Source organism: Mesorhizobium sp. M0244 (assembly GCF_040321795.1).
Lineage (GTDB): Bacteria > Pseudomonadota > Alphaproteobacteria > Rhizobiales > Rhizobiaceae > Mesorhizobium.
Genome location: NZ_JAMYSE010000001.1, coordinates 124,321 through 146,034, shown reverse-complemented (window position 1 = coordinate 146,034; position 21,714 = coordinate 124,321). Strand labels below are relative to the sequence as shown.

The 21,714-nt window shown below is 64.0% G+C and carries 20 protein-coding genes and 1 pseudogene; 13 read left to right on the top strand and 8 right to left on the bottom strand.

Annotation, left to right across the window (positions count from 1 at the left end; all coding sequences use genetic code 11):
• Positions 1-7 precede the first annotated feature (7 nt).
• The 5 genes from pheS (at position 8) to NKJ08_RS00635 (ending at position 5,027) form a co-directional block, all read left to right on the top strand.
• Positions 8-1,093 (top strand): phenylalanine--tRNA ligase subunit alpha, encoded by a 1,086-nt coding sequence (pheS, locus tag NKJ08_RS00655; RefSeq protein WP_352522433.1) that lies wholly within the window; start codon positions 8-10, stop codon positions 1,091-1,093.
• Positions 1,090-1,530, top strand: coding sequence for a GFA family protein (locus NKJ08_RS00650; protein WP_352780800.1), 441 nt, complete (start codon positions 1,090-1,092; stop codon positions 1,528-1,530). Before pheS ends, NKJ08_RS00650 begins: the two co-directional genes overlap by 4 nt.
• Positions 1,527-3,935, top strand: a complete 2,409-nt coding sequence (gene pheT, locus NKJ08_RS00645; protein ID WP_352780798.1) for a phenylalanine--tRNA ligase subunit beta — start codon at positions 1,527-1,529, stop codon at positions 3,933-3,935. The genes NKJ08_RS00650 and pheT overlap by 4 nt, the downstream gene beginning before the upstream one ends.
• Before the next feature lie 4 nt (positions 3,936-3,939).
• Positions 3,940-4,311, top strand: a complete 372-nt coding sequence (locus tag NKJ08_RS00640; RefSeq protein WP_352522436.1) for a hypothetical protein — start codon at positions 3,940-3,942, stop codon at positions 4,309-4,311.
• 113 nt (positions 4,312-4,424) lie between these two features.
• Complete coding sequence (locus NKJ08_RS00635; protein WP_352780796.1) at positions 4,425-5,027, top strand: nucleotidyltransferase family protein; 603 nt, start codon at positions 4,425-4,427, stop codon at positions 5,025-5,027.
• Between the two features lie 278 nt (positions 5,028-5,305).
• Here the strand turns inward: NKJ08_RS00635 and NKJ08_RS00630 are convergent, their stop codons facing one another.
• Entirely contained in the window at positions 5,306-6,301 is a 996-nt protein-coding gene (locus NKJ08_RS00630; RefSeq protein ID WP_352522439.1) for an aldo/keto reductase, read from the bottom strand.
• A gap of 105 nt (positions 6,302-6,406) precedes the next feature.
• Here NKJ08_RS00630 and NKJ08_RS00625 point away from each other — a divergent pair, with 105 nt between their 5' ends.
• The 5 genes and pseudogenes from NKJ08_RS00625 to NKJ08_RS00605 all read left to right on the top strand — a co-directional run bounded on the left by NKJ08_RS00625 (position 6,407) and on the right by NKJ08_RS00605 (position 11,555).
• Complete coding sequence (locus tag NKJ08_RS00625; protein ID WP_352780793.1) at positions 6,407-7,297, top strand: LysR family transcriptional regulator; 891 nt, start codon at positions 6,407-6,409, stop codon at positions 7,295-7,297.
• Between the two features lie 190 nt (positions 7,298-7,487).
• Positions 7,488-8,063: a cytochrome b gene (locus tag NKJ08_RS00620; RefSeq protein WP_352522441.1), complete on the top strand. Its 576-nt coding sequence runs from the start codon at positions 7,488-7,490 to the stop codon at positions 8,061-8,063.
• A gap of 66 nt (positions 8,064-8,129) precedes the next feature.
• Positions 8,130-8,695 (top strand): annotated as a pseudogene (locus NKJ08_RS00615) (YceI family protein).
• Between the two features lie 155 nt (positions 8,696-8,850).
• On the top strand, positions 8,851-9,837 hold the full coding sequence (locus NKJ08_RS00610) for a Gfo/Idh/MocA family protein (RefSeq protein ID WP_352780791.1): 987 nt from the start codon (positions 8,851-8,853) through the stop codon (positions 9,835-9,837).
• A 59-nt stretch (positions 9,838-9,896) separates the two neighbouring features.
• Complete coding sequence (locus NKJ08_RS00605) at positions 9,897-11,555, top strand: FAD-binding dehydrogenase (RefSeq protein WP_352780788.1); 1,659 nt, start codon at positions 9,897-9,899, stop codon at positions 11,553-11,555.
• Positions 11,556-11,580: 25 nt separating this feature from the next.
• Here the strand turns inward: NKJ08_RS00605 and NKJ08_RS00600 are convergent, their stop codons facing one another.
• Entirely contained in the window at positions 11,581-12,321 is a 741-nt protein-coding gene (locus tag NKJ08_RS00600) for a GntR family transcriptional regulator (RefSeq protein WP_352522444.1), read from the bottom strand.
• 196 nt (positions 12,322-12,517) lie between these two features.
• On the opposite strand from NKJ08_RS00600, the gene NKJ08_RS00595 reads away from it, so the two are divergent.
• The 3 genes from NKJ08_RS00595 (at position 12,518) to NKJ08_RS00585 (ending at position 14,319) form a co-directional block, all read left to right on the top strand.
• On the top strand, positions 12,518-12,982 hold the full coding sequence (locus NKJ08_RS00595; protein ID WP_352780786.1) for an autotransporter: 465 nt from the start codon (positions 12,518-12,520) through the stop codon (positions 12,980-12,982).
• Positions 12,983-13,148: 166 nt separating this feature from the next.
• Positions 13,149-13,934: a DUF899 domain-containing protein gene (locus NKJ08_RS00590; protein ID WP_352522446.1), complete on the top strand. Its 786-nt coding sequence runs from the start codon at positions 13,149-13,151 to the stop codon at positions 13,932-13,934.
• A 100-nt stretch (positions 13,935-14,034) separates the two neighbouring features.
• Positions 14,035-14,319 carry a hypothetical protein gene (locus NKJ08_RS00585; RefSeq protein WP_352522447.1) on the top strand — a complete coding sequence of 95 codons (285 nt, stop codon included), beginning with the start codon at positions 14,035-14,037 and terminating at the stop codon, positions 14,317-14,319.
• Positions 14,320-14,365: 46 nt separating this feature from the next.
• Here the strand turns inward: NKJ08_RS00585 and NKJ08_RS00580 are convergent, their stop codons facing one another.
• From NKJ08_RS00580 to bcoG, 6 genes are all read right to left on the bottom strand, one after another.
• The gene (locus NKJ08_RS00580) at positions 14,366-15,304 is read right to left on the bottom strand and encodes an alpha/beta hydrolase (protein WP_352780784.1); all 939 of its coding nucleotides are present in this window, start codon (positions 15,302-15,304) and stop codon (positions 14,366-14,368) included.
• A gap of 158 nt (positions 15,305-15,462) precedes the next feature.
• Positions 15,463-16,245 carry a carnitinyl-CoA dehydratase gene (locus tag NKJ08_RS00575; RefSeq protein WP_352780781.1) on the bottom strand — a complete coding sequence of 261 codons (783 nt, stop codon included), beginning with the start codon at positions 16,243-16,245 and terminating at the stop codon, positions 15,463-15,465.
• Complete coding sequence (locus NKJ08_RS00570) at positions 16,238-18,316, bottom strand: acetate--CoA ligase family protein (protein WP_352780779.1); 2,079 nt, start codon at positions 18,314-18,316, stop codon at positions 16,238-16,240. Before NKJ08_RS00570 ends, NKJ08_RS00575 begins: the two co-directional genes overlap by 8 nt.
• A gap of 64 nt (positions 18,317-18,380) precedes the next feature.
• Complete coding sequence (locus NKJ08_RS00565; protein WP_352780778.1) at positions 18,381-19,544, bottom strand: acyl-CoA dehydrogenase family protein; 1,164 nt, start codon at positions 19,542-19,544, stop codon at positions 18,381-18,383.
• A gap of 4 nt (positions 19,545-19,548) precedes the next feature.
• On the bottom strand, positions 19,549-20,646 hold the full coding sequence (locus NKJ08_RS00560; RefSeq protein WP_352522452.1) for a carnitine 3-dehydrogenase: 1,098 nt from the start codon (positions 20,644-20,646) through the stop codon (positions 19,549-19,551).
• 136 nt (positions 20,647-20,782) lie between these two features.
• The gene (bcoG, locus tag NKJ08_RS00555) at positions 20,783-21,694 is read right to left on the bottom strand and encodes a 3-dehydrocarnitine:acetyl-CoA trimethylamine transferase BcoG (protein ID WP_352522453.1); all 912 of its coding nucleotides are present in this window, start codon (positions 21,692-21,694) and stop codon (positions 20,783-20,785) included.
• Positions 21,695-21,714: the final 20 nt, after the last annotated feature.

Here is a 21,714-nt window from a genome sequence, read left to right as displayed (position 1 = left end):
CTGGAACATGAGTGACATGGAAACTCTCGAAAATTCCCTGATGGCCGAGATTGCATCGGCCGCCGACGAGCAGACGATCGAGGCGGTGCGTGTCTCGGCCCTCGGCAAGAAGGGTTCGGTCTCCGAGATGCTGAAGACGCTCGGCTCGATGAGCGCCGAGGAGCGGCAGGTCAAAGGCCCGGCGATCAACGGCCTCAAGAACCGCGTCACCGAGGCACTTTCGGCGCGCCGCGCCGAGCTGAAGAACGTGGCGATCTCCGCACGTCTTGCCGCCGAGAAGGTCGACGTCACGCTGCCGGTGCGGCAATCGCCGGCCGAGCGCGGCCGCATCCATCCGATCAGCCAAGTTATCGACGAGATCGCGGCGATCTTCGGCGATCTCGGCTTTGCCATCGCCGAAGGTCCGGACATCGAGACCGACTATTACAATTTCTCCGCGCTGAATTTCCCGGAAGGGCATCCGGCGCGCGAGATGCACGACACCTTCTTTTTCCAGCCGGATGAGAAGGGCGAGCGCAAGCTTTTGCGCACCCACACCTCGCCGGTGCAGATCCGCACCATGGAGATGCAGAAGCCGCCGATCCGCATCGTCATTCCTGGAAAAACCTACCGCCAGGATTCCGATGCCACCCACTCGCCGATGTTCCATCAGGTCGAGGGGCTGGTGATCGACAAATCAGCCAACGTCGCCAACATGAAGTGGGTGCTGGAGGAGTTCTGCAAGGCCTTCTTCGAGGTGCCGAGCGTGAAAATGCGCTTCCGACCGTCCTTCTTCCCGTTCACCGAACCCAGCCTCGAGGTCGACATCCAGTGCGACCGTTCGCGGCCGGGCGAGGTGCGCTTCGGCGAAGGCTCCGACTGGATGGAGATCCTCGGCTGCGGCATGGTTCACCCCAATGTACTCCGCTACGGTGGTCTCGACCCCGACGAGTATCAGGGCTTTGCCTGGGGCATGGGCATCGACCGCCTCGCCATGCTGAAATACGGCATGCCGGACCTGCGCGCCTTCTTCGACGCCGATGTCCGCTGGCTGTCGCATTACGGTTTTAGGCCGCTCGACATGCCGACGCTGTTCGGGGGCTTGAGCGCATGACAGCGCTGCACACCGGCGGCTGCCGCTGCGGCGCCGTGCGGTTCGAGGCCTCGGCCGAACCGCACCATGTCAGCTATTGCCATTGCGGCGATTGCCGGCGGGCCAGCGGCGCGCCGGTCTCGGCCTTTGTCGGCTTCATGACCGGCCAGGTCGTTTTCACCGGCAAGGCGCTGAAGATGTTCGAGAACGGGCCGGTGACGCGCTCCTTCTGCGGGGTCTGCGGCTCGCCGATTGCCTATGTCGATGAGCGGCTGGAGGACCACATCTACTTCATGCTCGGCGCCATGGACCTGCCGGCCGCTTTCAGGCCGACGCACCATGCCTATGTGGGCGAGCAGCTTGCCTTCCTGCATATGGTCGACGACTTGCCGAGACATCCGAAGACCAGCGTGCCCAGACCAGTCAGCCTGCAAAGACCAGACGGAACACAGTCATGAAACTCACCCTCTCCTGGCTCAAGGACCACCTTGAGACCGACGCCTCGCTGGCGGAAATCGTCGAGCGTCTCACCTCGATCGGCCTCGAGGTCGAGCATGTCGACGACCGGGCGAGCCTGACCCCCTTCGTCATCGCCAAGGTGCTGACGGCGGTCCAGCATCCCGATGCCGACCGGCTTCGCGTGCTGACCGTCGACACCGGCGACGGCAAGCCGCCTGCGCAGGTGGTCTGCGGCGCGCCAAATGCGCGGGCCGGCCTGATCGGCGCCTTTGCCGCGCCCGGCACCTATATTCCCGGCATCGACGTGACGCTGACGGTCGGCAAGATCCGCGGCGTCGAAAGCCACGGCATGATGTGCTCCGAGCGCGAGCTCGAGCTGTCCGAGGAGCATGACGGCATCATCGACCTGCCTGCCGACGCACCGGTCGGCACCAGCTTCGCCGCCTATGCCCATCTCGACGATCCGTTGATCGAGATCAATCTGACGCCGAACCGGCCGGATGCGACCAGCGTCTATGGCATCGCCCGCGATCTGGCGGCGAGTGGGCTTGGCACGCTGAAGAGCGAGCCGATAGAGCCGATCCCCGGCAAGGGCGAGACGCCGGTCAAGGTGACGATCGAAGCGCCGGAGCTCTGTCCCGGTTTTGCACTGCGCCTGGTGCGCGGCGTCAAGAACGGCCCGTCGCCGAAATGGCTGCAGCAAAGGCTTATCGCCATAGGCTTGAGGCCGATCAGCGCGCTGGTCGACATCACCAACTACGTCACCTTCGATCGTGGCCGGCCCTTGCATGTCTTCGACGCTGGGAAGGTCACCGGCAATCTCACCGTGCGCCGGGCGCGTGATGGCGAAAAGGTGCTGGCGCTCGACGGCCGCGAATACACGCTGACGCCGGAGATGTGCGTCATCGCCGACGAGGATGGTGTCGAGTCGATCGCCGGCATCATGGGCGGTCAGCATTCCGGCTGCGACGAGAACACCACCGACGTGCTGATCGAGTCCGCACTTTGGGACCCGATGGCCACCGCGCGCACCGGCCGCACGCTCGGCATCATCACCGATGCACGCTACCGGTTCGAACGCGGCGTCGATCCGGAATTGATGGTTCCCGGTGTGGAGCTGGCAACGAAGCTGGTGCTCGATTTCTGCGGCGGCACGCCGGCGCAAACCGACGTCGTCGGCTATGCCGGCCATCAGCCGAAGATCGTCTCGTTGCCATTGTCGGAAGTGAAGCGGCTGACCGGCATCGAAGTGCCGCGCTCGACAAGCCTCGACATTCTTGACCGCCTCGGCTTCAAGCCGGAGGGCATGGGCGATGTCGTCAATGTCACCGTGCCGTCCTGGCGGCCGGATGTCGATGGGAAGGCCGACCTGGTCGAAGAGGTCATGCGCATCCACGGCGTCGACAACATCGCGCCACAGCCGCTCGGCTCCCATGACGCGGTCAACGCCAAGATCCTGACTGTGCTGCAGGTCCGCACCCGCGCCGCCAAACGGGCGCTTGCCGTGCGTGGCATGATGGAGGCCGTCACCTGGTCGTTCATTCCGGCAAAACATGCCGAATTGTTCGGCGGCGGCCAGCAGGCGCTGAAGCTTGCCAACCCGATCGCCAGCGACATGTCCGACATGCGGCCGTCGTTGCTGCCGGGGCTGATTGCGGCAGCGCAGCGCAACGCCGACAAGGGCATCGGCGACGTCGCACTGTTCGAAGTGTCAGGCACCTATGAGGGCGACGGCCCCGACCAGCAGCGGCGCGTTGCCGCCGGTGTGCGGCGCGGCACCGCCAGGCTCGAAGGCTCCGGCAGGCACTGGGCCGGCAATGCCGGCGCGGTCGGTGTGTTCGATGCCAAGGCCGATGCGATCGCGGCGCTCGAAGCCTGCGGCGCGCCGGTCGACCGGCTGCAGATCGAGGCAGGCGGTCCGGCCTGGTATCATCCCGGCCGCTCCGGCACGATCAAGCTCGGACCGAAGGTCGTTCTCGGCACGTTTGGCGAGTTCCACCCGAAGACGTTGGAGGGGCTGGACGTCTCCGGCCCGCTTTGTGGCTTCGAGGTCTTCATTGATGCCGTGCCCGAGCCGAAGGCCAAGCCGACGCGGACAAAGCCGAGGCTGGATCTGTCCGCCTTCCAGGCGGTCAAGCGCGATTTCGCCTTCGTCGTCGACAAGGCGATCGAAGCCGGCACACTTGTTCGCGCCGCCCTTGCCGCCGACAGGAAGCTGATTTCCGGCGTCTCGGTGTTCGACGTTTTCGAGGGGGCCTCACTTGGCGCGGCGAAGAAATCCATCGCCATCGAGGTGTCGATCCAGCCGCTCGAAAAGACGCTGACCGACGAGGATTTCGAGGCGTTGGCCAAGCGCATCGTCGAGAATGTGCACAAGCAGACCGGCGGCGTGCTGCGGGGATAGCTGGATGAAATTGACCTCGCTCGAAATGTTTTTCGTTCGGGAGTTCTGTCGTTTCGCGGGCATTTCTTCTGACATAGCAAGCGGGCTGAAAGTCAAAGACCGCAGCCACGACCCCGTAGGGTTCATGACCACAATCATTCCCTCATCGGTTCCCCCGGAATTGCGTTTTGAGAGTCGGGTGTTCAGTTCGCTTCGGGTAGCGTGCGTTGGACCTGACCAGCTTCTTTGCGGCATGGTGCTGTTCTTCGATGAGATTGAAGGAAAGCTAGATGCGATCGAAGGCTTTGTGTATGGCGAAGAATGGCCGTCAATCGAGGAGCCAGTCTTCTGGTCCGAGACCGACCGAACAATGAGCCTTGGGCGGGGGCGAAACTAGCCCTGCAGAAATGGGCGTCACGACACCCTTTTCGATAATTGCACAATAGACGAATGGCGCGCTGAGGACCTAGAGGGGTTGCCAGCAGGTGACGAATCGCCCTCCAAAGGACGATGAACCATCTGCGCTATTCCGGGCTCTCGTTCGAAACTCAACGGGCGGTGTTTCTCGATATCGTCTCGTCCGATCCACTGATCGGCGAGACGCAGTCGCGGGTGCGCACGCTTGACTTGCCCGATTGGCTGGTCGTCTCCGGCGCGCTCTACAACAGCGTCTGGAACCATCTGGCGGGAAAGCCGTCGGGTTACGGCATCAGGGATGTCGACCTGTTCTATTTCGATGAGAGCGATCTCTCCTACGAGGCCGAGGACAGTGTGATCGCCCGCGCCGCGCCGGTCTTTGCCGATCTGCCCCTACCGGTCGAGATCCGCAATCAGGCGCGGGTGCATCTGTGGTACGAGGCGCGCTTCGGCAGCGCCTATCCCAGCCTGTCCTCGTCCGCCGAGGCGCTGTCCTGGTTCGCCTCGAAAACGCATGCGGTCGGCGTTCGGTATGACGCGGATGGACGGCTTGAGCTGGTGGCGCCGTTTGGTCTCGACGACATCTTCTCATTTCGCATATCGCCGAACCGGGCGCTGGACAATCAGCAGACGCATCAGAACAAGGGTGCCCGCGCCAGGGAAAACTGGCCGGAGATCACAGTCGTGCCGTGGTGAGCCTAGTATTCTCCTCAGACGTTGGCGGGACAGCGCCCCCCTCTGTCCTGCCGGACATCTCCCCCACAAGGGGGGAGATCGGATCTCCTCGGCTTTCGCCAACTACCAACGCTGTAAGGTGGGCGAGACTGCGAAGCTGCCAATCTCCCCCAAGTGGGGGAGATGTCCGGCAGGACAGAGGGGGGCGCTGTCCCGCCACGTCTCCCAGCCTCTGCATGGCGCGGCGCACGAAAAAAGGGGCACCGAAGCGCCCCTTTCCGTTCCGAAAATTGCGACAATCACCCGTTGACCAGCGCCAGCAGCTCTTCGGTGTAGCGCTTGCCGACGACCTTTTCCGGCGACAGGGCGTCGCCGATGGAGGCCACCTCGGCCTGGCTCAGCACGATATCCGCTGCCGCGGTGTTCTGTTCGAGATGGCGGATCTTGCGGGCACCGGGGATCGGCACGATGAAGTCGCCCTGATGCAGCACCCAAGCGAGCGCCAGCTGCGCCGGCGTCACGCCCTTCTCGGCGGCAATCTTTTCCAGCACGGCGATGACCGCCGCATTGGCCGCCATGGCGTCGGCCTGGAAGCGCGGCAACCCACGGCGCCAGTCGTCGGCGCCGAGAACGTCAGGCTTGGCAATCGTGCCGGTGAGCAGGCCACGGCCGAGCGGGCTATAGGGGACAAAGCCAATGCCGAGCTCACGGCAGACGGCAAACACCTCTTTCTCCGGATCGCGGCTCCACAGGGAATACTCGCTCTGCACGGCAGCGATCGGATGCACGGCATGCGCCCGGCGGATGGTCGCCGCACTCGCCTCCGACAGACCGAGCGCACGCACCTTGCCCTCGCGCACCAGCTCGGCCATGGCGCCGACCGTATCCTCGATCGGCACGTTGGGGTCGACGCGATGCTGGTAGTAAAGGTCGATCACTTCGGTGCCCAACCGCTTGAGTGACGCCTCGGCGACCGCCTTGACGTGTTCGGGACGGCTATCGACGCCGGCCATGCGCTCGACGCCGTTGCCTTCCTCAAGAATCTTGAAGCCGAATTTTGTTGCGATCGTCACCTGATCGCGCACCGGCTTCAGCGCCTTGCCAACCAGGATCTCGTTCTCGTAGGGGCCGTAAACCTCGGCCGTGTCGAAGAAATTCACGCCGATGTCGACGGCGCGGCGCAGCGTGGCGATCGCGTCGGCCTCAGGCTGACCGCCATAGACGAAGCTCATCCCCATGCAGCCGAGACCGACCGGGTAGACGTCAAGTTCATTGCCAAGCTTGCGGGTTTGCATCACGCGTCTCCTTGTTGTGATGGTTGTGATGCCGCAGAGATAGCGTCTTGCGCTGCGTTCGATAATCGGCTCTCTTTTGCACAGGCTGTTCCAAAAAATAGATCAATGAAGCGAACCCATCTTTCACAGCTCGCTGTGCTGGCAACCGTCGCCCAATGCGGCAGTTTTCGCGGCGCCGCTAAGGAGCTGGCAATCGCGCCATCGGCGGTCAGCCACGCGGTGTCCAGCCTGGAAGCGCGTCTTGGCGTGCGCCTTCTGGCGCGCAGCACGCGCAGCGTCGCTCCGACCGAGGAGGGCGCGCAACTGCTCGAGCGCCTCAGGCCGGCGCTGTCGGAGATCGACCTGGCGCTGGAATCGGCGATCGAGGCGCGCGACCGGCCTGCCGGCAATCTCAGACTGACCGTGCCGCGTACCGCCGCGCATCTGGCGCTGACGCCGCGGCTGGGTGCCTTTGCTTCTGCCTATCCGGACATCGTGCTGGAGATCGTCATCGAGGATCGCTTCACCGACGTGGTTGAAGGCGGCTTCGATGCCGGTGTGCGGCTGGGCGAGAGCCTGCAGCGCGACATGATCGCGGTGCGCATCGGACCAGACCTTCGCGGCGCCGTGGTCGGCGCGCCGTTCTATTTCGAGACCAGCCCCAATCCGCAGCACCCGCACGACCTTGCCGGTCACCGCTGCATCCGCTTCCGCTTCTCCAGCGGCATTCTCTATCGCTGGGAATTCGAGAAAAACGGCGAGGAGATCGAGATACCGGTGCAGGGGCCGCTGATCCTCGACGAGGACCATCTGATAGCCAACGCCGCGGTCGACGGCGCCGGGCTCGCCTTCGTGTTCGAGGATTATGTCCGCGACGCAATTGCCGCCGGCAAGCTCATTCGCGTGCTGGAGGACTGGTGCCCGCCCTTCGATGGCTTCTTCGTCTATTACCCAAGCCGCCGCCAGATGCGGCCGGCGCTCAGGGCCTTTGTCGATTTCTTCAAGGTCGGCGGATAAGCCACCCTCCCCCTTGTGGGGAGGGTCGGCTCGCAGTCGGAGCGAAGCGGAGGCTGCGAGACGGGGTGGGAGCAGCGCCTTACGAGACCCCCACCCCGCTTCGCAAAAGCCGCCTGGCGACATTTGCTGCGCGACCCTCCCCACAAGGGGGAGGGTGGAAGAAAGCCGACCTCGCCAGCGTTCACCAATCATGCCCGCATTGCTCAAGAACCAGACGACCGGCTATGGCTGGGCGGCGATCATCCTTCATTGGCTGATCGCCGCGATCTTCATCGGCCAGTTCGCGCTCGGCTTCGTCATGGTGCGGCTGTCCAGCCAGCGCGCCGCCTTTGAGCTGATCCAGCTGCATAAATCCTTCGGTTTCCTGCTGCTTGGGCTGGTGATCCTGCGCATCGCTTGGCGCCTTGGCAATGCGGTCCCGCCGCTGCCGCGCTCGGTCGGCCCTTTCGAGCGCCGCATGGCGCCCCTTGTCCATCTTGCGCTTTATGCATTTCAGCTCGCTCTGCCGTTGTCCGGCTGGGCGCTGGTCTCGGTCTCGGTGCTGGAGATCCCGAGCGTGCCATTCAATCTGTTCGTCATGCCCAACCTGCCGCTCGCCGAATCGGACACGGCTGAAAGCTTCTGGGCGGCAGCACACTGGTATCTCGCCTATGCCGGCATCGGACTTGTCGCTTTGCATCTGGCCGCGGCGCTGCGCCATCATTTCTGGCTGAAGGATACCGTGCTGACGCGCATGATCACGCCTTCACATCGCGACGCGGAATAGAGCGGGCGGCTCATTCGTTCATGGGGCGAGGACGCAAGAAAGCGTTGCCTCCCAAAGGACCAGCCCATGTACGCGCGCATCTTCGGATTTGCGGCCGCCGCTTGCTTTGCCATGCCTGTTTTCGCTGCCGTTGCACTTGGTGACGCGGCCGGCAGCTATACGATCAGCCCGGGGAGCTCCAGCATTCACTTCTCGATCGCCAAGCTCGGCGGCGGCGGGTTCGACGGCGCCTTCGCCCGCTTCAAGGGCAATATCCGCATCGACAACAGCGATGTCGGCAGGTCACAGGTCAATTTCACCATCTTTCCCGAAAGCGTCGGTACCGGCCAAAGTCGCATCGATGCCGCTCGGACGCGGTCTTCGACGCGGCAAACAACCCGGAGATCCAGTTCCGCTCGATCAGCGTCAAACGCACCAGCGACACGTCAGCCCTGGTTACCGGCAGGCTGACGGCGCGCGGCAAAACCTTTCAGGAAAGGTTCACGGCCGAATTCGGCGGCCTCAAGGCGGGCAAGATAGAATTCCATGTCACCGGCAAGGTGCTGCGGTCGCGCTACGGCATGGATGTCGGCACGCCGATCTATTCCAACGTCGTCGATTTCGACATGACGCTGACGGGTAGAAGGGGTTGAGCGGTCGCAGAACTTGAGTTCTGCGAATGGCGGCGCCGACATCCGGAACCGATCCGAGCTTTAGGCGATCACTCCTTTCGCCACCATGCTCCCGCATTGGCTTTTCTCCTGAATTAGGGCAAACCTCCAAGCCTGCAATCGAGAGGAGAAGCCTGATGTTTCGATGGGGTGTTTTGTCAACGGCCAAGATCGGCCGCGAGCAGCTTCTGCCTGCGATGGTCGAGGCGGAGAACGGCGTACTGTCGGCGATCGCCAGCCGCGACCTGTCGAAAGCCCGTGCACTGGGCGAACGCTTCGGCGCGCGCCACGCCTTCGGTTCCTATGAGGAACTGCTCGTCTCCAGCGATATCGACGGCGTCTACATTCCGCTGCCGACCTCGCAGCATGTCGAATGGACGGCCAAGGCGATCGAGGCCGGCAAGCATGTTCTGGTCGAAAAGCCGCTGGCGCTCGACGTCAAGGACATTCCGCCGCTGATCAAGCTGCGCGATGCCAAAAAGGTCCTGGTCTGCGAAGCCTTCATGGTCGTCTACCATCCGCAATGGATCAAGGTGCGCGAGCTGATCGCCAACGGCGCCATCGGCCGGCTGCGCCACGTCCAGGGCGCGTTCTCCTACTACAATGTCGATCCCAACAACATGCGCAACAAACTCGATCTGGGCGGCGGCGCGCTGCCCGACATCGGCGTCTACCCGACGGTGTCGACACGCTTTTCGACCGGCAAGGAGCCGCTGCGCGTCCAGGCGACGATCGAGCGCGACAAGACATTCGGCACCGACATCTATTCCTCGATCCGCGCCGATTTCGGCGACTTCGAACTGTCGTTCTATCTGTCGACGCAGATGGCAGCGCGGCAGGTGATGGTGTTCCACGGCGAGAACGGCTTCATCGAAGTGTTCTCACCGTTCAACGCCGGACTCTACGATCATCACCGCATCGAGCTGCACAACCAGAACCACAGCGAGGCGCAGGTTTTCCGCTTTCCCGGCACGCAGCAGTACCGTCTGGAGGTCGAGGCCTTCGCACGGGCGGCACAGGGCGGCAAGGACCGCGTCTTCACGCTGGAAGAATCCGTGCTCAACCAGAAGGTCATCGATGCCATCTTCCGCGCCGGCGAGAAGGAAGGCTGGGAGACAGTCTAGGCGAGCCATGATCCCAAAAAGTGGGGACCGGTTTTTGGCCGAGATCAGGGCCAAATAAAATGCCCGACGACGCGGATGTGATCATTGTCGGCGCCGGTCTTGCCGGTCTTGTCGCGGCGGCCGAACTGGCCGAAGCCGGCAAGAAGACCATCATCGTCGAGCAGGAGCCGGAGCAGTCGCTTGGCGGCCAGGCGTTCTGGTCGCTCGGCGGCATCTTCCTCGTCGATTCGCCCGAACAGCGGCGCATGGGCATCCGCGATTCGCATGATCTGGCGCTCGAGGACTGGCTGGGCACCGCAGCCTTCGACCGCACGGAAGATCTCTGGCCGCGCCGCTGGGCCGAGGCCTATGTCGGCTTCGCCGCCGGCGAAAAGCGCTCCTGGCTCAGGCAGCGCGGCATGAAGTTCTTTCCGGTGGTCGGCTGGGCCGAGCGCGGCGGCGGCAATGCGGTCGGCCACGGCAATTCGGTGCCGCGCTTCCACATCACCTGGGGCACCGGGCCGGGTGTGCTCGAACCGTTCGTGCAGCGCGTGCGCGAGGCCGAGAAGCACGGGCTGATCAGCTTCAGGTTCCGCCACAGGGTCAATGAGCTGACCCGGACGGGCTCTGTCGTTGATGGCGTGCGCGGCGACATCTTGGTGGCGAGCGATGTCGAACGCGGCCGCAAGAGCTTACGCGAGATCGCCGGCGATTTTGTGCTGAAGGCGCAAGCGGTCATCGTCGCCTCCGGCGGCATCGGCGCCAATCACGAGCTGGTCCGCAAGAATTGGCCGCAGCGGCTGGGTGGGCCGCCCGGGCGCATGATCACCGGCGTTCCCGACCATGTCGACGGCCGCATGCTGGCGATCGCCGAGGCGGCTGGCGGCAGGCTCATCAACCGCGACCGCATGTGGCACTATGTCGAGGGCATCAGGAACTGGGCGCCGATCTGGACCGATCATGCGATCCGCATCCTGCCCGGCCCGTCATCGCTGTGGCTCGATGCGCGCGGCAAACGCCTGCCGGTGCCGCTCTATCCCGGCTTCAACACGCTGGCCACGCTTAGTCACATCATGGGCACGGGCTACGACTATTCCTGGTTCATTCTGACCAAAAAGATCATCCAGAAGGAATTCGCGCTGTCCGGCTCCGAGCAGAACCCCGATTTGACGGGGAAGAGCTGGCGCCAGGTGCTTGGCCGCGCCACCAGCGGCGTGCCCGCGCCGGTCAAGGCGTTCATGGACAAGGGCGAGGATTTCATCGTCGAGCCTGATTTGCCGGCACTGGTCGCCCGCATGAATGCACTTGTCGGCGGCGAGCCGCTGCTCGAACTGGGGCAGGTCGAGCGCGAAATCCGCGCTCGCGACCGGCAGCTCGACAATCCGTTCTCCAAGGACATGCAGATCACCGCGTTGCGCGGCACGCGAGCCTATCTCGGCGACCGGCTGATCCGCACTGCGAGGCCGCACAAGATGCTTGATCCTACCAATGGCCCGCTGATCGCCGTCAGGCTCAGCATCCTGACCCGCAAGACGCTCGGCGGCCTTGAGACCGATCTCGACAGCCGCGTGCTTGGCGCCGAGGGCCACTCGGTCGAGGGGCTGTACGCGGTGGGCGAAGCCGCCGGTTTCGGCGGCGGCGGCATGCATGGCTATGCAGCGCTCGAAGGCACGTTTCTCGGCGGCTGCATCTTTTCCGGCCGCTGCGCCGGACGGGCGGCCGCGCGAGCGGTAGCGTAAGCCATTTGGCGCCCAACGGCGTGCATCAGGCGAAGGGCTGCAAATTGACGTCTTGAATCTTGGAGCTCGCAAGCAAAGCCTCGAGCACCTGCTTCTTGAGAAACAGGCACTGCGAACGGGCAAGTTTCACGATGCCGGGAACTTCGCCTGCCTCGCAGGCAAGAACCAGATCCTTTTGCTGGGCGATGATCAGCTGGGTGAAGTCGCGCGACTTGAACCCGAGGTGGAGAACTCGCGCCGACTGGTCAAGTATCTGGTCCAGCAGATGCGCCAGTCGTAAATTTCCCGAGAGTTCCGCAAGGGCCAGACGAAAGGCACGATCGGCCGCAAGGAAGGCAATTTGGCTGCGTAGTGTCTCCGGCTTCAGCACTTTTTTCGCTGCCAGCCTGACATCCTCCAATCCTCGCTCGGTAATGTTCGATGCAGCCACCCTGAACACTTCCGGTTCGATCAAGCTGCGGACGTCGAAGATCTCGTTGACATCCCGCAGGCTAAGCGTCGCGACGACGTAGCCGCGGCGCGGCTCGCTCCTGACCAGCCCTTCCTGCATCAGGCGGGCCAACGCCGCGCGGATCGTCGCCTTTTTGATCTGGTATCGATCGCCGATCTGCTTCTCGGTCAGAGCTTCACCGGGGCGCAGCACGCAGGCAATGATGTCGTTCCTCAACTGCTCATATGCCTGTTCCCTGCGAAGGACGTCGGCGGCCGACAGTGCTGTGGCCTCGACCGCGGCCGGTCTTGCCGGTTCGGCTGTCAACTTGGTCATTTTCATATTTTATCCGTCTGGCTGTCCGGTTGACGCTGGCATCAGCATTCAGTAGCGTTGAACATCTCAGACCTGCAATCTGAGCATCTCAGGGAGGACAACTGCTATACCTGTACTCGCCAACTCGCCTCTCTACGCTGCTGCCAATGATATCGTCAACGCCGCGAAAGGGCCAGATCCCCTCGAAGCGGTAAGGGTGGTCCTGGGTGACTACACCAAGCGTTTTCACTCCTCGGGGACACTCGCTCATGAAGAAGACGACGACGAGGTGCTTCTGCATGCGAGCCCGAATCTGACGATCTATCACATCACGTTGTCGCCCGGCCTGCAGTACCCGCCTCACAACCACCTGATGGATGCCTTGATCGGCATCTACAAGGGTAGCGAAACGAACTTCATCTACCCTGTTGCCGGCAGCGAACTCGATATCCCGGAAAGGCAGGACATCGCCGCACCTGCCGTGGTGCACTTGCCGTCAGATACCGTGCATGCGGTTGCGAACACCGGCAACGCGCGATCGGGTGCGCTGCATGTCTATCTCGGCGATCTCACGCGAACCCACCGGCAGCTGTGGAGCCCGGAAAGCAACCAGGCCGAGCCGTTTGACAATGATCGCTACCTGGCCGGCGCACGGCCCATTCAGCAGTCCGGGGACGAATGAACGCAGGAGCGTCGCGGGCGGCGAAGTCGGCCGTGATCAGCGGACCCGTCGGAATCGCGTCACACTTGTCACTCTCGCCAATCCGCTATCGCCCCTATCCTAGCCCATGACCAATTCAGCAACACGTCGCGCCGGTGCGGCGACAGACCAGCAAGGGAGAAGCATAATGACGGCACATCAGAATGGCACAGGCGAGCAGGCCACGCGGCTCGCGATGAAGACACCACCGGTCGTTTCGCCTGACGCATGGGAGGCCGCGCGCCAGCAACTGCTCGTGAAAGAGAAGACCGTGACCCGGGCTCGCGACGCACTGGCCGCCGAGCGCCGGCGGATGCCGTGGATGGCGGTGGAGAAGCCCTATACGTTCGAAGGGCCTGACGGAAAGGTGAGCCTGCTCGACCTGTTCGAGGGCCGCCGTCAGCTGGTCGTCTACCGCGCCTTCTTCGAACCCGGCGTATTCGGCTGGCCCGATCACGCCTGCCGCGGCTGTTCGCTGGGGGCAGACCAGGTCGGCAACCTTGCCCATCTGAACGCCCGCGACACCACCTTAGCCTACGCCTCGCGCGCACCGCAGGCGGACATTGCGCGGCTGAAGGCGCGGATGGACTGGAAGATGCCCTGGTACACCATCACCGACAGCTTCGATGCCGACTTCGGCGTTGACGAGTGGCACGGCCACAACGTGTTCATCCGCGACGGCGACCGCGTGTTTCGCACCTACTTCATCAACAACCGCGGCGACGAGGCGATGGGGACCGTATGGAGCTACCTCGACCTGACGCCGCTAGGCCGCCAGGAGGTCTGGGAGGATTCGCCCGAAGGCTATCCCCAGACGCCGACGTACAAGTGGTGGAACTGGCATGACAACTACGGCGCCGAAGCCGCCCCCGACAAAAAGTGGGTCGAGGTGTCTGACGCCGGAGAGGCCGCGTTCCGGAACCGCACTGAATAGAACATCTTTGGCGTCGCAGAAATGCGGCTAAGACAAGTGGATGGAGCGGGATGGCCAGTTCAATTCGAACGCATCCCGCTCACTACTCCAGGACAAAAACATGAGCGAGATTCATGCAAGCGGATCCGCCGGCAATGCGATCCAGGATGAGAACGCAAGCCCGGCCGCCCTTGGCGCAGCCGACTGGCTGTCCTTCGCGGCCGCGCCGACCTTCGCAACCATGGCGTTGCTGACGCTTCTTGGCGGAGCGCCGGACATGATCTGCTCTGCCGCGCAAGATGCTTCACCGCTGGGCGGCATGGTCCCGATGTACCTGCTGATGAGCGCCTTTCATTTAGGACCTTGGCTGAAGCGGGTTTCCAGCCGGCGACGCGGCCGCGAGTAGAGCTATACCGGCGGATAAAGCCCCATTGAGGCGAGGAGAACATCCCTCACCAGATCCATTCGCGCTTCCCCAGAACCGCCACTGCATCGACAATCCGGGTGAAGCTCGAGCGGGCGCGGCCGACCGTGTGTCTGGCGCGCAAATAGCCATGCACCAGCCCCGGCTCTTCGAGCCACCAGGCGCGTCCGCCTGCTGCAACGATGCGGTCGCGATAGGCTTCGCCGTCGGACGACAGCGGGTCGCATTCTGCGGTGATCACCACGGTAGGCGGCAGATTGGCAAAGTCGGCGTCGGCGAGCGGCGACAAAGTGAGATCGCCGGTTCGGTCCTCGCCGCCGGTCCTGATGTCGTTGTAGAAAGCGAGATCGCGTGCCGTCAGCATCGGCGCTTCGGCGTGGGTGACGTAGGAACCCGTGGAGCTGTCGCCGCCAAGGCCGGGATAGACCAGAATCTGGCCGATCGGCTTGCGCGCGTGGCCGCGCGTCGCATGGCTCACAGAGGCGGCGAGATTGCCGCCGGCACTGTCGCCGCAGAGCAGGATAGGACGCTTGTAAGTGGTCGACGCCCATTCGAAGGCGCTGACGGCATCGTCGAAGGCGGCGGGGTGAAGGTGTTCCGGTGCCAGCCTGTAGTCGATCGAAACGATCTCGTAGCCGGTCCGGGCGCAAAGCTCGGCGCAGAGGTCGTCATGGCTGTCGAGCCCGCCGAGGATAAAGCCGCCGCCATGGAAATACAGCACCATCGCTGCTGCGTCCGGCGCCGGGGTGCGATAGATTCGGATCGGGATGTGCCAGGGTATGGCAATGGCGGTGGTTTCCGCAGTGACGCCTTGGGGATAGCCGGCAGAGAACTCACGGCACATGCGGTCGTAGATTTCGCGCTGCTGATCGATTGTGTAGTCGATCGTATCCGGCGGATAGTAGGAATTGGTCCGCTCGATGAAGGCCCAGGTCTCGGCGTCGATCAGCTTTTTGTAGTCGGTCATGGGCGCGTTGCTTTCTTGTTCAACGATGCCCCCTCATCCGGCCGCTTCGCGGCCACCTTCTCCCCGAGGGGAGAAGAGGCCTGGCGGCGCCGTTGGCGACCTCCTCTCCCCTCGGGGAGAGGGTGGCCGTAGCGAAGCGGAGGTCGGGTGAGGGGGAACTACTTCCCCTTCCACACCGGGTCGCGCGCTTCGGCAAAGGCGCGAAAGCCCTCGAGATTGTCCTCCGAGCCGTAGAGTGCGTCAACCGCCGGCAATTGGCGGCGCGTCACCCTGTTCATCGCGTCCTGGAAGGTGAGCGATTCGGCCACCCGCGCCGTCTCTTTGATGGCGGCAAAGACCAGCGGCGGGCCGCTGGCGAGCAGCCGGGCGATCTCCCAGACGCGGTCCTCGAGTCTGTCCTTGGGCAGCACCTCGTTGACCAGACCCCAGCGATGCGCCTCTGCGACATCCATCCAGCGGCCGGTGAGCAAAAGGTCCATGGCGACGTGATAGGGGATGCGCTTCGGCAGCTTGATCGTTGCCGCATCGGCCAGCGTACCGGCGCGGATTTCGGGCAGCGCGAAAGAGGAGTGGTCCGACGCGTAGATGAGGTCGCAGGACAGCGCCAGTTCGAAGCCGCCGCCGACCGCCATGCCGTTGACGCAGGCGATCACCGGCTTGTTGAGGTCGCGCAATTCCTGCAACCCGCCGAACCCGCCGACGCCATAGTCGCCGTCGACCGCATCGCCGCCGGCCGCTGCCTTCAGGTCCCAGCCGGCGCAGAAGAACTTGTCGCCGGCAGTCTTGACGATGGCGACCCGCAGATCCGGATCGTCGCGGAACGCCTTGAATGTCTCGCCCATCAGGCGCGACGTCTTCAGGTCGATGGCATTGGCCTTGGGCCGGTCGAGCGTGACTTCGAGGATAGTGCCCTCGCGGCGGGTTGAAATGACGTCAGACATTCTTTTTCTCTCCCAGCACCAGCAGCGCGTCGGCGATCCAGGCGCCATTGCCCTCGGTGCAGACGATCAGCGGGTTGATGTCGAGCTCCTCGATCTCGCCGGCATTTTGCTGCACGAAGGCGGCAATACCTGCGATAGCATCGATGGCCGCCACAATGTCGGCTCTCGGCCGGCCGCGATAGCCTTCGAGCAGCGGGAACAGTTTGAGCCCGCGCAATGCGGCCTCGATGTCGTCGCGCGTCGCCGGCAGCATCAGCGTGACGCTGTCGCGCAACAGCTCGACCAGCACGCCACCGGTGCCGAGCGTCATCACCGCGCCGAACATCGGGTCGCGGGTGAAGCCGACCAGCAGCTCGGCGACGCCGTCGCGCACCATGCGCTCGACATAAAGACCGGTACCGAGCGGGCCGAGATCATGGGCGGCGGTGCTGACGGATTCGGCATCCCTGAGGTTGAGCCGCACCGCGCCAAGTTCGGATTTGTGGGTGACACCCAAGGCCTTCAGTGCCACCGGGAAGCCGAGCGCCATCGAGGAGATCACCGCCTCGACCGCATTGCCGGCGCGCTCGCCCTTCGGCACCGGAAGCCCAGCCTCGATGAGCCGCGCTTTCGCCTCGGCCTCATCAGGCGTGACATGGTCGCCGGCCGGCGCGCCGGAAGCCGAAGTGTCGATCGGCTGCGCCTGCGGCTCGCGCCATGCCCAGCCGATAAAGGCTGCCGCCTGGGCGGCGTCCATTGCCTCGGATATGCCGAACAGCGGCACCATGCCGCGCGCCATCAGCCCGGCGGTGTATTCCTCGGGCAGGTTCTCCGGCAGCGAGGACACGATTGCGCCTTGCGCCTTGTTGGTCTTCAGCGCCGATTCGAAGGCGCGCAGCGTCGCCCACCAGTCGGTGTCGGAACAGCGGTCGGGGCGTGGAAAGTCGAGCACCAGCATGTTGAGGTCGAAGCCGCCCGACACCATGGCGGTGAAGGTGGCGGTCATCGCCGGCTCGTTGTTCCAGATGAAGGTGTGGTAGTCGAGCGGGTTGGCCACCGCGACCAGCGGCCCGAGCGTCGATTTGACCTGCGTGCGGTGCTCGGGGGTGAGTGGCGGAAATCTCACCCAGCGGCCTTCTGCGCTGTCGGCCATGATCGACGCCTCGCCGCCCGAACAGCTCATCGACGACAGCCGGTAGCCGGGCAGGGGGCCGGTGACGTGCAGTAGCTTGAGCGCCTCGATGAAGGCGGGAATCGAATCGATCCGGGCGATGCCGAGCCGCTTCAGGAAGGCGCCAGACGCCGCGTCGGAGCCGGCCAGCGACGCCGTATGCGAAACGGTCGCTTGCCGCGCCTGCTCGGAGCGGCCGACCTTCATGGCGATGATAGGCTTCTTCAGCTCGCGCGCCCGTGCCGCCAGCCTTTCGAAGCCGGCTACCGAATCGAAGGCCTCGATATGCAGGCCGAGCGCGGTGACGCGGTCGTCCTCGATCAGGCCGAGCGCCATTTCGGAAAGCCCGGTCTGCGCCTGGTTGCCGGCGGTCATCAGAAAGGCGATCGGCAGGCCGCGCTTCTGCATCGTCATGTTGATGGCGATGTTCGACGACTGGGTGATGATGGCAACGCCGCGGCCGCCCTCGGCGAGCCTGATGCCGCCATGCTGGTCGGGCCACAAAAGCGCGCCGTCGGCGTAGTTGATCAGGCCGTAGCAGTTCGGCCCGATGATCGGCATCCGGCCGGCCGCGGCGACCAGCTCGGCCTGCAGCCGCTCGCCGTCCTCGTCATAGGCCTCGGTTTCGAGGAAGCCGGCGGCAAAGCAGACAGCGCCGCCGGCGCCGCGCTCGGCCAGTGCCTTGACCACTTCGATGGTCAAATGCCGGTTGACGCCGACAAAAGCGGCGTCCGGCGCACCGGGCAGATCGGCCACCGAGCGATAGGCCTTGCGGCCGGCGACCTCATCCTTGGTAGGGTGCACCGGCCAGATCTCGCCGGCAAAGCCCATTTTGATCGATTGTGCGACGACGGCAGCAGCCTGCGCGCCACCGAAGACGGCGATCGATTTCGGCCGCAGAAGACGTTCAAGTCTATGCATTGTCATCTTTTCGTCTGAGCATGATCTTTTCCAAAAACCGGATTCCACTTTTTGGGATCATGCTTTAGGCCCCGAACGGGCGCAGCAGCGCCCGCGAGATGATGTGGCGCTGGATTTCCGAAGTGCCCTCCCAGATGCGCTCGACGCGGGCATCGCGCCAGATGCGCTCCAGCGGGAGGTCGTCCATCAGCCCCATGCCGCCATGGATCTGAATCGCCTCGTCGGCGACAAAGGCAAGCATTTCGGTGGCCTTCAGCTTGGCCATGGCCATGTCCTGATCGGTGACGGTGCCCTGATCGTACTTCCAGCCGGCTTCGAACACCATCAGGTCGGCGGCTTTCAGCTCGGTCGCCATGTCGGCGAGCTTGAACGACACGCCCTGGAACTTGCCGATCGGCTGGCCGAATTGCTGGCGCTGCGCGGCGTATTCGACGGCGTGGCCAAGCGCCCGCTCGGCGCGGCCGAGGCAGGTGGCGCCGACCTGCAGGCGCGTCGCGCCGAGCCATGAGTTGGCGACGTCGAAGCCCTTGTGGAAATCGCCGAGCACCTGGCTCGCCGGCAGCCGGCAATCGTCGAATTCGAGGATGGCGTTGGTGTAGCCGCGATGCGAGACATTGCGGTAGCCATCGCGCACCGTAAAGCCCTTGGTGCCCTTGTCGACAAAAAAGGCGGTGATCTTCTTGCGCTTGCCGCGCGGCGAATCCTCTTCGCCCGAGGCCATGAAGACGATGGCGAAATCGGCAAGGTCGGCATGGCTGATGAAGTGCTTGGTGCCGTTCAGCACCCAGTCGTCGCCGTCCTGCACGGCGGTTGCCTTCATGCCGCGCAAATCGGAGCCGGCCCCCGGCTCGGTCATCGCCAGGCAGTCCCATTTCTCGCCGCGGATGCAGGGGAACAGATACTTCTCGCGCTGCTCCGGCGTGCCGGCCAAGAGGATGTTGGAAGGCCGCGCCACGCAGGTCCAATGCAGCGCGTAATTGGCGCGGCCGAGTTCCTTTTCGTAAAGCAGCCAGGTCACCGTATCGAGCCCGGCGCCGCCGACTTCCGCCGGCATGTTGGCGGCATAGAGCCCGGCTTCGATCGCCTTGGCCTTGATCTCCTCGATCAGCTCGCGGCGCAGCACGCCGGTACGCTCGACCTCGCGCTCATGCGGGTAGAGCTCGTTCTCGACGAAGGCGCGCGTCGTCTCGATGATGAGCTTCTGTTCCTCCGAAAGACCAAAATCCATGGTCTCAGCCTTTCTTCTTTTTCTTCGGCATTTCAGCTTTGGCCTTCACCGGCTTGCTCGCCTTGGCCTTTGCGGCCGCCTTGGAGGCGGTGGGCTTCTTCGCCGCAAGCTTGGCCAGCTGCTTGGTATAGTCCTTGTGCAAGGCACCGGCGCCCCAGCCCTTGCCTTTGTTCTGCTTCGACAGCGCCTCCATGATGGCGACCAGATTGTCGTCGCGGATCTTTTCGAGCTCGCGGATCGACAGACCGTGCGCCTGGTCGTCGGACTGCGTGGCGATCAGCTCGACCAGTTCGTCGTTGAACTCCGGCACATCCATCAGCTTGGTCCATGGCCATTTCAGGCACGGGCCGAACTGCGCCATGAAGTGGCGCATGCCGGCCTCGCCGCCGGCGACGCGATAGACCTGGAACATGCCCATCTGCGCCCAGCGCAGGCCGAAGCCATAGCGCATGATGTCGTCGAGCTCCTCGACTGTGCAGATGCCGTCCTTGACCAGCCACAGCGCCTCGCGCCATGCGGCTTCGAGAAGGCGGTCGCCGACGAAGGCTTCGATCTCCTTGCGGATCACCACCGGCTTCATGCCGATCGAGGCATACATCTCCTTGGCGACTTCGATCGCCTCGGGAAAGGTCTGTTCGCCGCCGACAATCTCGACCAGCGGCAGCAGGTAGACCGGATTGAATGGATGGCCGACGACCAGCCGCTCTGGGTGCTTCTTCATCGCCACCTGCATGTCGGTCGGCTTGATGCCGGAAGTCGAGGAGCCGACAATGGCGTTAGCCGGCGCATAAAGGTCGATCTCGGCCAGCACGCGGTGCTTGAGGTCGAGCCGCTCCGGAACGCTTTCCTGGACGAAATCGGCGTCGGCGACAGCGTCGGCGATGGTCTTGGCGAAGGTCAGTCTGCCTTCTTTTGGCAGGCCGTCGGGCAGCATCTGCTTATAGGCGCGGCGCGCGCCTTTCATCACCTCGCCGACCTTGCGCGAGGCTTCGGGGTCCGGATCGAAGATCGACACGTCGATGCCGTTCAACAGCAGCCGCGCCACCCAGCCGGCGCCGATCACGCCGCCGCCGATGGCGGCCGCTTTGTTGATGATGCTCATGCGGAGGCTCCGGTTCTTGTTCTGGCGGTTGCGGGATTGACGGAGGGCCGGAAGGCGGACTCCCCGCCATCGCCGGCCTTCATGGTTGTGAATTTCACGGTGGTCATCGGCGGCTCCTCCCAACCGATTTCCCTGCTCAAAGCGGTGCGCGCTTCGTCAGGTTCAGCTTCTTGCGCACTTCGTCCGGGCCGATGACCCTGGCGCCCATATTCGACACGATGCTGACCGCCCGCTCGACCAGCTGCGCATTGGTCGCCAGCACGCCTTTGTCGAGCCAGAGATTGTCCTCCAGCCCGACGCGGACATTGCCGCCGGCCAGCACCGCAGCCGCGACATAGGCCATCTGGTTGCGGCCGATGGCAAAGGCCGACCAGTTCCAGGTCGGCGGCACATTGTTGACCATCGCCATGAAGGTATTGAGGTCGTCCGGCGCCCCCCACGGTACGCCCATGCACAATTGCACCAATGCGTCCGGCTTCAGCACTTCTTCCTCGACCAATTGCTTGGCGAACCACAGATGCCCGGTGTCGAAGGCCTCGATCTCCGGCTTGACGCCGAGCGCCGTCATCATGCCACCCATGGCGCGCAGCATGCCGGGTGTGTTGGTCATCACATAATCGGCTTCGGCGAAGTTCATGGTGCCGCAGTCGAGCGTGCAGATTTCCGGCAGGCACTGGCGCACATGTTCCACGCGGTCGGTCGCGCCGCCCATATCGGTGCCTTTTTCGTTCAGCGGCAGCGGGTTCTCCGGCGAGCCGAACACCATGTCGCCGCCCATGCCGGCAGTCAGGTTCAGCACCACGTCGACATCCGCCGCGCGGATGCGCTCGGTTACCTCGCGATAGAGATGCACGTCGCGGCGCGGCTTGCCGGTCTTGGGATCGCGCACGTGGCAGTGCACGATCGCCGCACCTGCCTTTGCCGCCTCGATGGCCGAATCGGCGATCTGCTTGGGCGAGCGCGGCACATGCGGGCTGCGGTCCTGCGAACTGCCGGACCCGGTCACGGCACAGGTAATGAAAACCTCACGGTTCATCGCTAACGGCATCGGACTCTCTCCCAATAGAA